This is a genomic window from Candidatus Thiodiazotropha endolucinida (assembly GCF_001715975.1).
Lineage (GTDB): Bacteria > Pseudomonadota > Gammaproteobacteria > Chromatiales > Chromatiaceae > Thiodiazotropha > Thiodiazotropha endolucinida.
In genome coordinates this window covers 42,587-55,775 of sequence record NZ_MARB01000017.1, presented here as the reverse complement: position 1 = coordinate 55,775, position 13,189 = coordinate 42,587, and the positions used below count along the sequence as shown (strand labels likewise).

At 55.7% G+C, this 13,189-nt stretch carries 14 protein-coding genes; 12 read left to right on the top strand and 2 right to left on the bottom strand.

Going from position 1 to position 13,189, the window contains the following annotated elements:
* Positions 1-4: 4 nt before the first annotated feature.
* From ruvA to queC, 11 genes are all read left to right on the top strand, one after another.
* Positions 5-613 (top strand): Holliday junction branch migration protein RuvA, encoded by a 609-nt coding sequence (gene ruvA / locus CODIS_RS14350; RefSeq protein ID WP_069126515.1) that lies wholly within the window; start codon positions 5-7, stop codon positions 611-613.
* Between the two features lie 64 nt (positions 614-677).
* Positions 678-1,724, top strand: a complete 1,047-nt coding sequence (ruvB, locus tag CODIS_RS14345) for a Holliday junction branch migration DNA helicase RuvB (protein WP_069126513.1) — start codon at positions 678-680, stop codon at positions 1,722-1,724.
* A gap of 290 nt (positions 1,725-2,014) precedes the next feature.
* Positions 2,015-2,437, top strand: a complete 423-nt coding sequence (gene ybgC, locus CODIS_RS14340) for a tol-pal system-associated acyl-CoA thioesterase (protein ID WP_069126512.1) — start codon at positions 2,015-2,017, stop codon at positions 2,435-2,437.
* On the top strand, positions 2,427-3,101 hold the full coding sequence (tolQ, locus tag CODIS_RS14335; protein ID WP_069126511.1) for a protein TolQ: 675 nt from the start codon (positions 2,427-2,429) through the stop codon (positions 3,099-3,101). Before ybgC ends, tolQ begins: the two co-directional genes overlap by 11 nt.
* Before the next feature lie 44 nt (positions 3,102-3,145).
* Positions 3,146-3,541 carry a protein TolR gene (gene tolR, locus CODIS_RS14330; protein ID WP_235615234.1) on the top strand — a complete coding sequence of 132 codons (396 nt, stop codon included), beginning with the start codon at positions 3,146-3,148 and terminating at the stop codon, positions 3,539-3,541.
* Between the two features lie 2 nt (positions 3,542-3,543).
* Positions 3,544-4,425, top strand: coding sequence for a cell envelope integrity protein TolA (gene tolA / locus CODIS_RS14325; RefSeq protein ID WP_154723140.1), 882 nt, complete (start codon positions 3,544-3,546; stop codon positions 4,423-4,425).
* A 9-nt stretch (positions 4,426-4,434) separates the two neighbouring features.
* Positions 4,435-5,730: a Tol-Pal system beta propeller repeat protein TolB gene (gene tolB / locus CODIS_RS14320; protein WP_154723142.1), complete on the top strand. Its 1,296-nt coding sequence runs from the start codon at positions 4,435-4,437 to the stop codon at positions 5,728-5,730.
* A gap of 26 nt (positions 5,731-5,756) precedes the next feature.
* On the top strand, positions 5,757-6,302 hold the full coding sequence (gene pal / locus CODIS_RS14315) for a peptidoglycan-associated lipoprotein Pal (RefSeq protein WP_069126503.1): 546 nt from the start codon (positions 5,757-5,759) through the stop codon (positions 6,300-6,302).
* A gap of 14 nt (positions 6,303-6,316) precedes the next feature.
* On the top strand, positions 6,317-7,156 hold the full coding sequence (gene ybgF, locus CODIS_RS14310; RefSeq protein WP_069126500.1) for a tol-pal system protein YbgF: 840 nt from the start codon (positions 6,317-6,319) through the stop codon (positions 7,154-7,156).
* Positions 7,157-7,189: 33 nt separating this feature from the next.
* A complete protein-coding gene (gene queE, locus CODIS_RS14305; RefSeq protein WP_069126497.1) occupies positions 7,190-7,831 on the top strand; it encodes a 7-carboxy-7-deazaguanine synthase QueE in 642 nt (213 codons plus the stop codon).
* 2 nt (positions 7,832-7,833) lie between these two features.
* The gene (gene queC, locus CODIS_RS14300) at positions 7,834-8,523 is read left to right on the top strand and encodes a 7-cyano-7-deazaguanine synthase QueC (RefSeq protein ID WP_417903660.1); all 690 of its coding nucleotides are present in this window, start codon (positions 7,834-7,836) and stop codon (positions 8,521-8,523) included.
* Between the two features lie 198 nt (positions 8,524-8,721).
* Here queC and CODIS_RS14290 read toward each other — a convergent pair whose 3' ends face one another.
* The gene (locus CODIS_RS14290; RefSeq protein ID WP_069126488.1) at positions 8,722-9,588 is read right to left on the bottom strand and encodes an FAD-binding oxidoreductase; all 867 of its coding nucleotides are present in this window, start codon (positions 9,586-9,588) and stop codon (positions 8,722-8,724) included.
* Between the two features lie 230 nt (positions 9,589-9,818).
* On the opposite strand from CODIS_RS14290, the gene CODIS_RS14285 reads away from it, so the two are divergent.
* Positions 9,819-10,757 carry a glycosyltransferase family 2 protein gene (locus CODIS_RS14285; RefSeq protein WP_154723139.1) on the top strand — a complete coding sequence of 313 codons (939 nt, stop codon included), beginning with the start codon at positions 9,819-9,821 and terminating at the stop codon, positions 10,755-10,757.
* A 228-nt stretch (positions 10,758-10,985) separates the two neighbouring features.
* Here CODIS_RS14285 and CODIS_RS14280 read toward each other — a convergent pair whose 3' ends face one another.
* The gene (locus CODIS_RS14280; protein WP_069126480.1) at positions 10,986-13,169 is read right to left on the bottom strand and encodes a M1 family metallopeptidase; all 2,184 of its coding nucleotides are present in this window, start codon (positions 13,167-13,169) and stop codon (positions 10,986-10,988) included.
* Between the last annotated feature and the right edge of the window lie 20 nt (positions 13,170-13,189).

Sequence of the window (13,189 nt, the reverse complement as noted above, 5' to 3'; positions counted from 1 at the left end):
CAGGATGATAGGCCGTTTAAGAGGGGAGCTTGTCCACAAACAGGCACCCCACATGCTGATCGATGTCAATGGCGTGGGGTATGAACTTGAAGCCCCGCTCTCCACCTTTTTCACCCTGCCGGAAGCCGGCCAGGCGGTCACGCTCTTCACTCACCTGGCTGTGCGTGAGGATGCCCATGTCCTGTATGCCTTTGCTACGGAGTCGGAACGGACCCTGTTTCGCAGCCTGCTGAAAGTGAGTGGAGTCGGCGCCAAGATGGCATTGGCGATACTCTCCGGTATGAGTGCCGATGAGTTCGGCCGCTGTGTGGAGGAGGAGGATGTGGCATCCCTGGTACGGTTGCCGGGAATCGGCCGTAAGACAGCGCAGCGGCTGATTGTGGAGATGCGTGACAGATTGGCTAAGCTGGGCGATCTGACGCCAGCCGTTAGTCCAACACAGGGTGGCTTGGCCGCAAATCGCGGCAGTGCCTCAACCGATGCCGTGGCCGCACTGGTGGCCTTGGGCTATAAACCGCAGGAGGCCGGCCGCATGGTAAAAGCGGTGGTGGAGGATGAGATGGATAGCGAGGGTTTGATACGGGCTGCGCTGCAGAGTGTGGTGCAGAAATAGCGGGGCTCTCGAGCATTGATACTAGGGCCTGCTAACAGGCCCTAAGACCGAACCGGAAAGATAAGTGATTAGTGAACCCAGATTGATCAACGGCGATGCCACGGGTGAAGACGCCGCCCTGGACCGGGCTATCCGGCCCAAACGTTTGTGCGACTATGTGGGCCAGCCCGCAGTCCGCGAGCAGATGGAGATCTTCATACCCGCCGCCAAGGCGCGGAGCGAGGCGTTGGATCATGTCCTGATTTTCGGTCCTCCCGGATTGGGCAAGACCACCCTGGCGCATATCATCGCCAATGAGATGGGGGTCAATCTGCGACAAACCTCCGGCCCGGTACTCGAAAAGCCGGGAGATCTGGCGGCGCTGTTGACCAACCTTGAACCCCATGACGTGTTGTTCGTCGATGAGATCCATCGCCTCAGCCCGGTGGTTGAAGAGGTGCTCTATCCGGCAATGGAGGATTTTCAACTCGATATCATGATCGGCGAGGGGCCGGCCGCACGCTCGATCAAGCTCGATCTGCCGCCCTTTACCCTGGTTGGCGCCACGACCAGGGCCGGTCTTCTGACCTCCCCCTTGCGGGACAGGTTCGGCATCGTTCAGCGGCTGGAGTTCTACAGCAGCAGCGACCTGGCCCATATCGTCACCCGTTCAGCAGACATTCTCAATATCGGTATGGACGCGGACGGGGCCAGAGAGATCGCACGTCGTTCCCGGGGTACGCCGAGGATTGCCAACCGTCTGTTGAGAAGGGTGCGCGATTATGCCCAGGTCAAACAGGATGGCCATATCAACAGAACTGTGGCCGACAGCGCCCTGGGCATGCTCAAGGTCGATGGCAACGGTTTTGACAACATGGACCGGCGCCTGCTGTTGGCGGTCATCGAGAAGTTTGAGGGCGGGCCCGTCGGGGTCGACAATCTGGCCGCGGCGATCGGTGAGGAGAAGGGTACCATCGAGGATGTCCTTGAACCCTATCTGATTCAGCAGGGGTTTCTGATGCGCACACCAAGAGGTAGAGTGGCGACCCAGGCTGCCTATCTGCACTTTGGATTGTCGCCGAAACCCGGCGAACATGTACCCACCGAGGACGATCTGTTCCGCGAAAAGTAGTCGACGAGATCCCACCCGAACAGGGCTTGCCCGGTGGACTGCAATCTGCCAGCACAGAATGTGAAATCGTGATTGAGTTACGATCTTTGCCGCCATCGATCCCGAAGCCTGACGGATTCAATCCGGCACGATGGGAACTCCTTGCAAATCACATACTCATAGATTGGGATTCATGCAGGGGTTTAACTATTTTCACTACCATCGGTTTACGAAGCTAAGTATGATTAACCGTTTAACTGAACTGCACCAGATGAAGCTGGCGCAATAGTGATTCGAGTCTGGAAAGAGGTATGAACGACGAGTCGCCGGGTTTTGTCTGGCCCATCAGGGTCTACTACGAAGATACTGACGCCGGTGGTGTTGTCTACTATGCCAATTATCTGAAGTTCATGGAGCGGGCACGTAGCGAGTGGTTGCGTTCACTCGGTTTCGAGCAGGATCTGTTGCTACAACAGGACGGGATCATCTTCGCAGTTCGACAGGTGGAACTGGGTTACCATGCTCCAGCCCGTTTTAACGATAACCTCGAGGTCATTGCCAGATTGTCTCAGAAGGGACGTGCCAGTCTCACCTTCTTTCAAGAGGTGGTGCGACCATCGGATTCACAACTGTTATGCCGGGGTACCATAAAGATTGCTTGTGTGAATATGGAAACAATGCGCCCCACCCCCATACCCAAGAAATTACTGATGGAGATACCGGATGTCGACTGACCTGACCATTACCCATCTGATACTCAATGCCAGTCCGGTGGTTCAGCTTGTGATTGCCCTGTTGGTATTCGCATCCGTCAGCTCATGGAGCATGATTTTCGACCGTATGCGTGTCCTGAAGAGCGCAGTACGCGCGGCCGATGAATTCGAAGGGCGTTTCTGGTCCGGCGGCGACCTGGCGGAACTCTATCGCCAGATCGAAAGAGAGACCGACGAAGAGTCCGGCATGGCATCCATCTTCCGTGCCGGGTTTCGTGAATTTGCACGGCTACGCACCAAGGGCCACAAGGATCCGATGGCTATGGTACATGGTGCGCAACGCTCCATGCGGGTCTCTCTGAACCGTGAGGTCGATCGCCTGGAACATCATCTTTCCACCCTGGCCACGATCGGTTCCACCAGCCCTTATGTGGGACTGTTCGGGACTGTCTGGGGCATTATGAATTCGTTCACTGCACTGGGTAACGTCAAGCAGGCAACCCTTGCGCTGGTTGCCCCCGGCATTGCCGAAGCATTGATCGCAACCGCTATCGGCCTGTTTGCCGCAATTCCTGCGGTTGTTGCCTACAACCGCTATTCCAACGATGTGGAGCGTCTGAATAACCGTTATGATGACTTTGTCGAAGAGTTTGCCACCATCCTTCAACGCCAGGCTGTCGCCTAAGCCGCCATATCACAATGAGTCGTCAAAAAAATCGCCGTCGCCCAATGTCCGAGATCAATGTAGTCCCCTATATTGACGTGATGTTGGTGCTGCTGGTGATATTCATGATTACTGCACCGCTATTGACCCAAGGCGTCAAGGTGGAGCTGCCCCAGGCCGATGCGGAGCCTTTGCCGAAAGAGGCGGATGAGCCGCTGGTGGTAACGGTCAATCGAGAGGGTGAGATGTTTATCGATATCGGCCAGGATAAGGATAGTCCGATTGATTCGGATGACCTGGTCAAGAGGGTGCAGGTTGTTCTCAAACACAAACCGAAGACCCCGATCATGGTGCGTGGTGATGCCGGAGTGGCCTATGGACGAGTGGTGGAGGCAATGGTGCTGTTACAGGCCGGCGGGGCGCCCAGTGTCGGCTTAATTACGGAGCCGCCGGAGTCATAGCCTTGTTCTCAGTTATAAAAAGAAATCCCGTTTCAGTCATGCTGGCAGTCCTGCTGCATGTGCTGATCGTGGTCTTTCTGGTGTTCGGCTTCGACTGGTCGAAAATTCACAAACCCGCGACACCCAATGCGAATGTGGTGCAGGCACATACCGTCGATGCCAAGCAACTCGATCAAGCCAAGGAGAAAGAGCGGGCGATAGAGCGGGAGAAACAGCGTAAAGAGGCGCTGAAGCGTAAGCAGGCGGAAGAGAAGAAGCGCCAGCAACTCGAGCAGAAACGCATTGCCAAGCAAAAGGCGGAGCGGCAGAAGCAGGAGGCGGAACGCAAACGTCAGGCACAGTTGAAGAAGGAGCGCGAGGCGAAAGAGGCCAAACGCAAGGCGGAAGAAAAACGCTTGGCGGTCGTTGAAGCCAAACGCAAGGCAGAAGCGAAACGGAAGGCAGAGGCTGAAGCCAAGCGCAAGGCGGAGCTGGAAAAAAAACGTAAAGCCGAGTTGGAAGCCAGGCGTAAGGCAGAGGCGAAGCGAAAAGCGGAAGCCGCAGCACAGGCCGAGCGTGAACGCGCCTTGCAAGAGCAACTGGCGGCGGAGCAGAATAGCCGTGAGATTGATCGCTATGTAGCCGTCATCAAACAGCAGATCGAACGAAATTGGCTGAAGCCGGGGCAGGCGGGAAAAGAGCTCTCATGTATCGTCCAGGTGCGCCTGATACCGGGTGGGGATGTGGTGCCTGGTGGTGTGAGCATTGTCAGCAGCAGCGGTAACCCGGCCTTCGATCGTTCTGTGGAGACCGCGGTCTATAAAGCAGCGCCGCTGCAGGTGCCGAGCGGACCCTTGTTCGAGTCCTTCCGCACTTTAAGATTGAAATTTAAACCTAGTAGCTAGCTAATGGTTATGATGAAAAAAAATCTACTTATCCTGATTTTGATACTGTGTTGGCAGCCGGCGCTCTATGCCGAGCTGACCATTGAAATCACCGAAGGTGTCGAGGGGGCGTTGCCGATCGCCGTGGTCCCTTTCAGTTGGCAGGGTAAAGGAGCGCCGCCTGAGGATATCGCCGCTGTGATCAACGCAGACCTGCAACGCAGCGGTCGTTTCAAGACCCTGCCCCGGGAGGATATGCTGGCAAGACCCGCCTCGGTGGATGCAGTGGAATTCAAGGACTGGCGAGCCCTGGATATCGAAAATCTGGTGATAGGCCAGGTACAGGCCCACGGTGCCGGTGGCTACCAGATACAGTTTCAGCTACTTGACGTCTTCCGGGGGGAGCAACTCACCGGTTACAGTATACCCACCACGGCGCCGAACCTGCGCAGTACCGCCCACCGGATTGCCGACCTGATCTATGAAAAGCTACTCGGTGTGCCCGGCGCCTTTGCCACCCGGGTGGCCTACATAACCTCAACCAAGCTGACCGACGGCGGGGCGCGAATCAAACTGAATATCGCCGATGCGGATGGATTCAATTCGGAAACCATCGTTACTTCCACCGAACCATTGATGTCCCCCGCCTGGTCCCCTGATGGACGGAAGATCGCCTACGTCTCTTTTGAGGAGGGACAGTCCGCTATCTATGTACAGGGGGTCTATACCGGCACGCGGAAGAAGGTCACTTCATTCAAGGGCATCAACGGAGCGCCCGCCTGGTCGCCGGATGGGCGTAAACTGGCCATGACCCTGTCGAAAGGCGGTAATCCCGATATTTATGTTTACGATTTGACTACACGCAAGCTCAAGACCATCACCAACCACTACGCCATCGATACCGAGCCTGCCTGGTCGCCGGATGGACGCAGTATCGTCTTTACCTCGGATCGTGGAGGCAGACCGCAGATCTACCGGGTCTCCGCGCATGGCGGCAAGGCCCAGCGGGTGACATTCCAAAACAGCTACAATGCCCGTGCCTCCTTCTCGCCCGACGGAAAGCTGTTGACCCTGGTTACCCGTGAAGAGGGGAAGTATCGCATCGCGGTCCAGGATCTCGAGTCCGGTGTGATGCAGGTACTCAGTCAGGGGAGCCTGGACGAATCGCCCAGTTTCGCGCCCAATGGGAGCATGGTAATTTACGCATCCAAGGCGGGTCATCGTGGTGTTTTGGCGGCAGTCTCGGTCGATGGCCGTGTACGACAACGCCTCGCCCTGCAGGAGGGCGATGTGCGCGAACCGGTCTGGTCACCTTTTAATAATTAACTGCACCGCTGCTAAGGAGATATTAAATGAAGAAAGTACTATTCCTCTGGATCCCAGTTCTACTATTGTTGCTGCTGGTAGCCGGCTGTTCATCCACGCCGACCAGTGACGGTGAAGGTGCTGAAGTCACTGAGCAGTCCACCGGTGCCGATGGCAGTGGCGATGGTAGTGGCGGAGCTTCAACATCGGCCGCCAGCCAGGGAGGAGAATGGCAGGGGGATCCCTTGGAGAATCCCAACAGTCTGCTGGCCACTCGGGTGATCTATTTTGATTTTGATCAGAGTACAGTGCGTTCCGAATATCTGGATGTGATTCAGGCCCACGCCGACTATTTGGCGGCCAATCCACAGGCTGTTGTGCGCCTGGAGGGTCATGCGGATGAGAAAGGAACACGCGAGTACAATTTGGGTCTGGGCGAAAATCGTGCAAATTCAGTGCGTAGCCTGATGTTGGCACAAGGTGTATCGGACAATCAGTTGGTTGTGGTGAGCTACGGGGAAGAGAGGCCCGCGGCCTTCGAGCACAATGAAGAGTCCTGGGCACTCAACCGGCGTGTCGAACTGATCTACTGATACGGGAGAGCGTGATGAGGCTGATCATCAAACGAGTCTTGCTCTGCATCTTGATGGGGCTGTTTTCAGTAGGGCCGGCATTTGCCGCAAATGGGGCCAAGCTGACGATGGAGCAACGCCTGCAGCGTATCGAGCGCATACTGCAGAACCAGAGTCTCGCGGATCTGGTACTGCAGGTGCAGCAGTTGCGGCAGGAGGTGCGGCAGCTTCGTGGGGATCTTGAGGAACAAAAATACAATATGGACGGCATGAGTCGGCGCCAGCGTGATCTCTATGTGGACATTGATCAGCGACTCTCGCGAATCCAGTCCGGGGGCGCCATGTCACCCACACCACAGTCCGTAACCACGCCGGTGACACCGCCCTCGGCATCGGGTGCTGTAGGCCAAACGGCTGCCGTATCTCCGGAACCGCCCCCTGAGGCACCGGCAAACGCAGCGATCGGCAGTGTGACCCCTCCCGATCCTAAAAAGGAGTCGGAAGCCTACCAAGCCGCCTTCAATCTGCTGAAGCAGGGTCGCTATGGGGAATCGATCACCGCCTTCTCCAGTTTTCTCAGGGACTACCCCGGGGGTGAATACGAGGACAATGCCCAGTACTGGCTGGCGGAGGCCAGCTATGTCAATCGTGACTTCGATACTGCCCTGGGTGAATTCACGAAGATAATGGAAAATTATCCGGACAGCCCCAAGGTTCCAGGTGCGATGTTGAAGATAGGGTACATTCAATACGAGAAGAAGAACTGGACCGGCACCAGAAATATTCTGAAACAGCTGATGGACAATTTTCCTGCTACCACCGAATCGCGCCTGGCGCAAAAGCGCCTGCAAAGGCTGACCAAAGAGGGGCATTGAGGGGGGATTTCGACCTTCCCTATACCTGAGAGTATGTCTCAACTCCGTATTACCGAAATCTTCCTCTCCCTGCAGGGGGAGGGGAGGTGTGCAGGTTATCCCACCGTTTTCGTACGTTTGACCGGCTGTCCGTTGCGTTGTCACTACTGTGATACTCCCTATGCCTTCAGCGGTGGTGAGAAGTACACCCTCGAAGAGATCCTGCAGCAGGTTGCCGGCTATGATGTGGAGCATGTCTGCGTGACCGGTGGGGAACCGCTGGTACAACCGGAGTGCCACTCTCTCCTCAGGGCCCTTTGCGATGCCGGTTTTCGGGTCTCCCTCGAGACCAGTGGCGCACTCGATATCGGTAGTGTGGATGAGCGGGTCGCCAGGGTGATGGATCTCAAGACGCCGGGCTCGGGGGAGATGCAGCGAAACAGGATGTCCAATATCGACTTTTTGCGGGCGGATGACCAGGTCAAGTTTGTGATCACCGACAGGGCCGACTACGAGTGGAGTTGCGAACAGCTGAAGCGGTTCCGTATTACGGACAGGTGCGAAGTGCTCTTCTCTCCCGCCCAGGACCGGATGAATCCCACGCAGCTGGCCGATTGGATGATTGAAGATCGGGTACAGGCTCGACTGCAGCTGCAGTTGCATAAACTGTTGTGGGGCGACCTGCCTGGAAGATGACCATGAGTAGACGCGCAGTGGTACTGCTTTCCGGAGGACTGGACTCGGCAACCGTACTGGCGATTGCCCGTAGCCGGGGGTATGCCTGCCATGCACTCAGCATGGCTTATGGTCAGCGCCATGCCGCAGAGTTGGCGGCCGCGTCAAGGGTTGCCGCGTCTCTCGAAGCGGAAGATCACAAAGTCGTGCATATCGGTCTTGATGACATCGGCGGTTCCGCCCTGACCGACCAATCCATACAGGTGCCGGAGGAGATGGGTAGCGGTATTCCGGTCACCTACGTGCCGGCGAGAAATACCGTGTTTCTTTCCCTCGCCCTGGGGTGGGCGGAGGTGCTGGAGGCCCAGGATATCTTTATCGGTGTCAATGCAGTTGACTATTCCGGTTATCCGGATTGCCGACCGCAATTCATCGAGGCCTTCCAAAGGCTCGCCAATCTGGCCACCAAGGCGGCTGTTGAGGGTGCCAGCTATCGTATACACACACCGTTGATCGATCTTTCCAAGGCGGAAATCATCCGTCTGGGTGTGGATCTGGGTGTCGATTACAGCCTGACGATATCCTGTTATCAGGCGACCAAGGCCGGTATGGCCTGTGGGGTATGCGACTCCTGCCGGTTGCGCGCAAAGGGTTTTGTGGATGCCGATATCGACGATCCCACCGTCTACGTCAATGCAAAGCGACAGCGCTGAAATGTCAACAGGCCCTGACAGCGCGGGCTTCAAATCACTTCTGGATCAACTGGATAAGCGGCAACTTGAGCGATTTAAAGCGGATCATCTTAAGGGGATCCACAACTCGGCCAACAACGTTATTGTTGAACTGAGCGCGGATACGCTATTTGGCGCGGTGAACCTTTGTAGATCGATCCGATTTATACAACCCTATTATCAGTGATAGAGCAACTCCGCCCAGCGCTCCTGCTCGACCAGAGTGGATTTCTCTTTGTTCCAGGCCTCTTCCGAACCGAATGCGTCCACCATGACTTTGTCGAATACCTGGGCAGCCTTCTCCTGCCCGGCAAGATAGAGATAGGTGTTGGGTTCACGGAGTAAGCGAACACACTCCTCGACGTTGTTCTTAAGGCTGTCCTGAAGACCCTCTTCCGCGCCGGAGAGCGGACGGTCTGTCAAAACGCTGAATGCCTTGAAGCTCTGTTCATCATAAAACTGAGTCAGGTCTTTCTGCTGGTCATTCATGTAGAGTAGATTCATGCCCCCGCGATCACCGTAGAAGAGCCTGACATCGCCTTGCCAGCTCCCATGCTGAGCGTAGATCTGACGCACGAAGGCACGAAACGGGGCGACACCGGTGCCGGTTCCGATCATCAACAGATTGCTCGAGGTATCGGCGGGTATCTTGAATGGGCTGCGATAAGGACCTGTGATCTTGATCTTATCGCCGACCTTGGCGTTACAGAGGTAGTTTGAGGCAATCCCCGGGTACTGCTCTCCGGAGATCTCATCCAGATAGAAACAGCGTCTGACCAGCAGCTCCAGTTCAATACTCTGGCTATTGTCGCTCTCCACCGGATTGGCTATCGAGTAACGGCGATGGTGAAACTCGTTGCCGAACTGGTGCGGACCAGGCACCAAAACGCCAATCGACTGACCGGCCGTATAACGGAATGACGGTTCATCGATCTTCAGAACGAGTTGGCGAACCTCATCCGTCGTTTCGGGAGTAATGCGTGTGGTTGATTTGAGCGTGGCAACACAACTGCTCTCAAGGTGGATCTCGTCAGCGCTATCAGACATGATAAATTCCCATAAAAACTATTAATTACAACTAGTTATAGTGTTTGTTCAGTGCAGCATCGTTGCATTATAAAGTGAAATCCATTGATGCTCCAGCCTTAGGCGTAAGCCAGTTGTCGTCACCGCGATGACGGGTGTTTCAATAACCGGATCCGCAGGATGAGGCGATTGATTGAGACAGTATGAAATGATATGTGACGAGTGGGGGTCGGATCGGCGAGAATGGACTCATGTCTTTAACTCCTATCGATAATGTTGTTGCCGTCACCGTCACCTACAATGTCGGCGGCAAATTTGAAAACGCCCTGCGGAGCTATCTGGATCAGGTATCGCAGGTCATTATTGTCGATAACAGCAGCGATGTAGACGCCAGGGAATTGTTGGAAGCCATAGTCAGGTCGGCAGGCGATCGGGTGACACTGATACAAAACGGTCAAAACCTTGGGCTCGGCATGGCACAGAATATCGGAATCCGTACTGCCCTGGATGCGGGTGCGACCTGGTTGCTGATGATGGACGACGACAGCCGTGCCGCACCCGACATGGTATCGACCTTATTGCAGACTGCACAGCGACAAGCGCCGGAAGTCGCAATTCTGGCGCCGCGATATGAAGAGCAGGGGGTCCCCAGGGAAGCGCGCTATGTCACCGCGCCACGGGGCGCCTACGGCGGTCCCCGCTTTACCATTCAGGATTTCTCGAATAGATCGATACTCCCACATCTGTATATCGCAATCAGTTCCGGTAGTCTTATCCGGGCTTCGCTGTTTCGTGAGATAGGCCTTATCCGTGAATCATTCAGTATCGATTACCTTGATGTGGATTTTTGTCTGCGTGCCCTGCGCGGTGGTTACCGGATCGTAGCGGTGGCCGATGCGGTGCTCTACCATCAATTGGGGGCACAGTCGGAACACCGGTTCCTGGGCCGGCGCTTCCTGGCGTGGAATCACTCACCCAAACGTCGCTACACCATCTATCGCAACCGCACCCGCATCTGGCGCGAAAACCTGTTCACCTTTCCCGGCTTTGTCTTCTACGATTTTCTCGCCAGTCTGCATGACCTGTTTCGTATCCTGATGTTCGAGGAATTTAAGATGAGCAAGCTTTGGGCTGCGACGAAAGGGATGGGTGTAGGCTTATTGGGCGGCGGACTTTGCTACGAAGATTAGCGACCGCCTGGCACGCTTACATGCGGCCTCAGCCGTTGATGATATGGACCAGTCGGTCGATGTCAACAAACTTGAGCCTATCGACTCCGATATGATCGTTTGATTCAGATTAAGGGGTTAGCGTTTCACCCGCAATAAGAGTTGAGGACAATAGCAGATTCAGGAGCAGTGACGAGAGACAAAGGTGAACTCGACGGCGGATATTGACTCTGCTGCAACGCATTATATTCATTCAGGCATCATAATAAGCGGTCCGGGTTCATCCATTTCGACTACCCTCCCATCCTCGGCAAAGTTGAAGTGCAGCGGTGATTGGGTGATCGGCCACTCCCCCTTGAACGCTATCTGTGCCTGATCTCCCTTGAATACCAGATAACTGTATTTGCCATAGTGGGGCAGTTTTCTCATCAGTCGCGCGATCGCCGCATCCGAGTTGCCGGCAACCCATGCTATGGTCTGGCCATTGTTCAGATTACGCTCACTCAGTACAAAACTGTGCTCCCCGGTGGAGTAATCGGTGTCGGTTAGCTTGATATATTCATGTCCCAGGGAAAAAGGCAGGCCGGAGAGCTGTTTTACAAACTCATGGTGGAACAGGTTTTCCCTGCCGAGCAGCCAAATGGGGCGATCCTGCGGCAGACTGTTCAGTTCACTGTCGAGGCGTATATCCGCCTCGTCATAGCCGTCGCTCCACTGTTGAGCCAACCCTCTATAGGCCTGCAGCATCCGCTTGTTCGCATTCGACGGTAGTACGATCAATATCCTTTCACTGCCAAACAGACGACTCAGGGTCGCCGGGGTTTCCGCGGGATCGAGTTGTCTGAAAAGGTCGAACCAGGGGTCTATCTGCAGTTGTTGCGGTTCTTGTTCCACCTTAATCGTAAAGGGAGTCTCTCGTGCCTGGGAGGAGAGAGTGGTCTGCGATACGCTTCCATCTTTCATGCGTGTAAGCATGGGGACCTTCAGGGGAAAGGGGGCGCTACTCTGGCTTTGCTGCAGGGTGCCGCTGATCTGAAAACCGTCCCCAAGCTGTTTCACAGTGAGGTTACTGACGGCCAGGCGCGGGGCGCCGTTGCGTTCGGTCCAGTGTTGGAAAAAGGTATCGATTGACACGCCTGCGGCTTTCTCAAAAGCCAACTTCAGATCTGCATACCCGGCTGTCTTGAAACGGTTGTCCCGAAAGAAGATCTGCAGGCCCTTAATGAAGTTGTGATCGCCGAGGCGGCGCCGCAGCATATGGAAAAACATCAGGCTCTTGTCATAGCCTACCGCCTGGCTGGCGGTTGTATGGCGGGCCCTGAACGCCGCCAGCGGAAAGTCATTCTCGTTACGCACGAAATCGCCATAGCGTTTCAGTGCCGTGCGCCGATGGTTGGCGCCCCGGCCCCGCTGTTCGGCCAGCAGATGGTCGGCCAGATAACTGGTCAATCCCTCCGCCCAGTTGCCGCTTTGATAGTCTATGTAGACGCTGTTTCCCCACCAGTTGTGAAGGATCTCATGGGGATAGGAGGTGTGCAGGATAAAGGGGAGGCGCAGTACCCGCGGTCCCAACAGAGTGAAGGAGGGCATCCCGTATCCACTCTCCCAGAAGTTTTCCACCAACGCGAACTTGGCGTAGGGATAGGGACCGATCAGGGATTGATAGAGTCGCAAATAATCCGCGGTGGCCTCTATATAGCGCTCTGCGATTTCGGCATCCGGCTGGCGCAGAAAAACCTGTGCCTCGATGCCCTCCGTGGTTTTGCGATAGAGCCGGTAGGGTGCGGCGACCAGATAGATATCATCCTGGGGAGAGTTTTCATGCCAGCGGATCAAGCGTCTCTGACCCTCTCCGCCTATCTCGGGTCCCTTGCCCTGGCTTACCGCAAGCCAGGATGAAGGGAGTTCCACCTGCAGTTCGAAGGTATGGAGTGTATCGGCAAAGTAGGGGTACCAGCCGGTAGCGGCATCCAGATAGACACCCTGTTCCGATATGGTGCCGCGCAGGCGTTCGCTGGCCCGTCCCGGGCTCTCCCTCAGTGTGGTCAGCCGGTGTGCGATCTTCCCGCCATACTTCAGGGTGAAATGACGTTGATCTTCAGGCATGCTGAGCTGGTATGCGATCAAAGGAGCGCTATCAGAGATCGGTCCGATCTCTTTCAGGGCCACTTCCGCCGTCATGCTGCGTGGGCTGAGACCGCGATGAAGCAGGAATCGCAACCGGCCCTGATGGGCTAGGGTAGGCTGCGTAGCGCCACCATCCTGCGGGGAGGCGAGAGAGATTCGATCTGTCACCTGCAGCTGCTGGCTGTTCGGGTCGAGGGAGACCTGCAGTTCATGGTGAACCGTTGATGCGGCAATAATCGGTTTGCAAAATAGCGTCAGCCACAGCAGGATGTAACAGATCGTGGTTTTGTTTGTCATAAGGCGCATTGAGTCAATCTTAATGGGAG

Bases quoted from the DNA above. Each gene is read 5' to 3' on its own strand.
- pal (WP_069126503.1), top strand. From the start codon at position 5,757: ATGAAGAAAGTACTATTCCTCTGGATCCCAGTTCTACTATTGTTGCTG.
- queE (WP_069126497.1), top strand. From the start codon at position 7,190: ATGTCTCAACTCCGTATTACCGAAATCTTCCTCTCCCTGCAGGGGGAG.
- CODIS_RS14280 (WP_069126480.1), bottom strand. From the start codon at position 13,169: ATGCGCCTTATGACAAACAAAACCACGATCTGTTACATCCTGCTGTGG.
- ruvA (WP_069126515.1), top strand. From the start codon at position 5: ATGATAGGCCGTTTAAGAGGGGAGCTTGTCCACAAACAGGCACCCCAC.
- CODIS_RS14285 (WP_154723139.1), top strand. From the start codon at position 9,819: ATGTCTTTAACTCCTATCGATAATGTTGTTGCCGTCACCGTCACCTAC.
- ybgC (WP_069126512.1), top strand. From the start codon at position 2,015: ATGAACGACGAGTCGCCGGGTTTTGTCTGGCCCATCAGGGTCTACTAC.
- CODIS_RS14290 (WP_069126488.1), bottom strand. From the start codon at position 9,588: ATGTCTGATAGCGCTGACGAGATCCACCTTGAGAGCAGTTGTGTTGCC.
- tolQ (WP_069126511.1), top strand. From the start codon at position 2,427: ATGTCGACTGACCTGACCATTACCCATCTGATACTCAATGCCAGTCCG.
- tolB (WP_154723142.1), top strand. From the start codon at position 4,435: ATGATGAAAAAAAATCTACTTATCCTGATTTTGATACTGTGTTGGCAG.
- tolR (WP_235615234.1), top strand. From the start codon at position 3,146: ATGTCCGAGATCAATGTAGTCCCCTATATTGACGTGATGTTGGTGCTG.
- queC (WP_417903660.1), top strand. From the start codon at position 7,834: ATGAGTAGACGCGCAGTGGTACTGCTTTCCGGAGGACTGGACTCGGCA.
- ybgF (WP_069126500.1), top strand. From the start codon at position 6,317: ATGAGGCTGATCATCAAACGAGTCTTGCTCTGCATCTTGATGGGGCTG.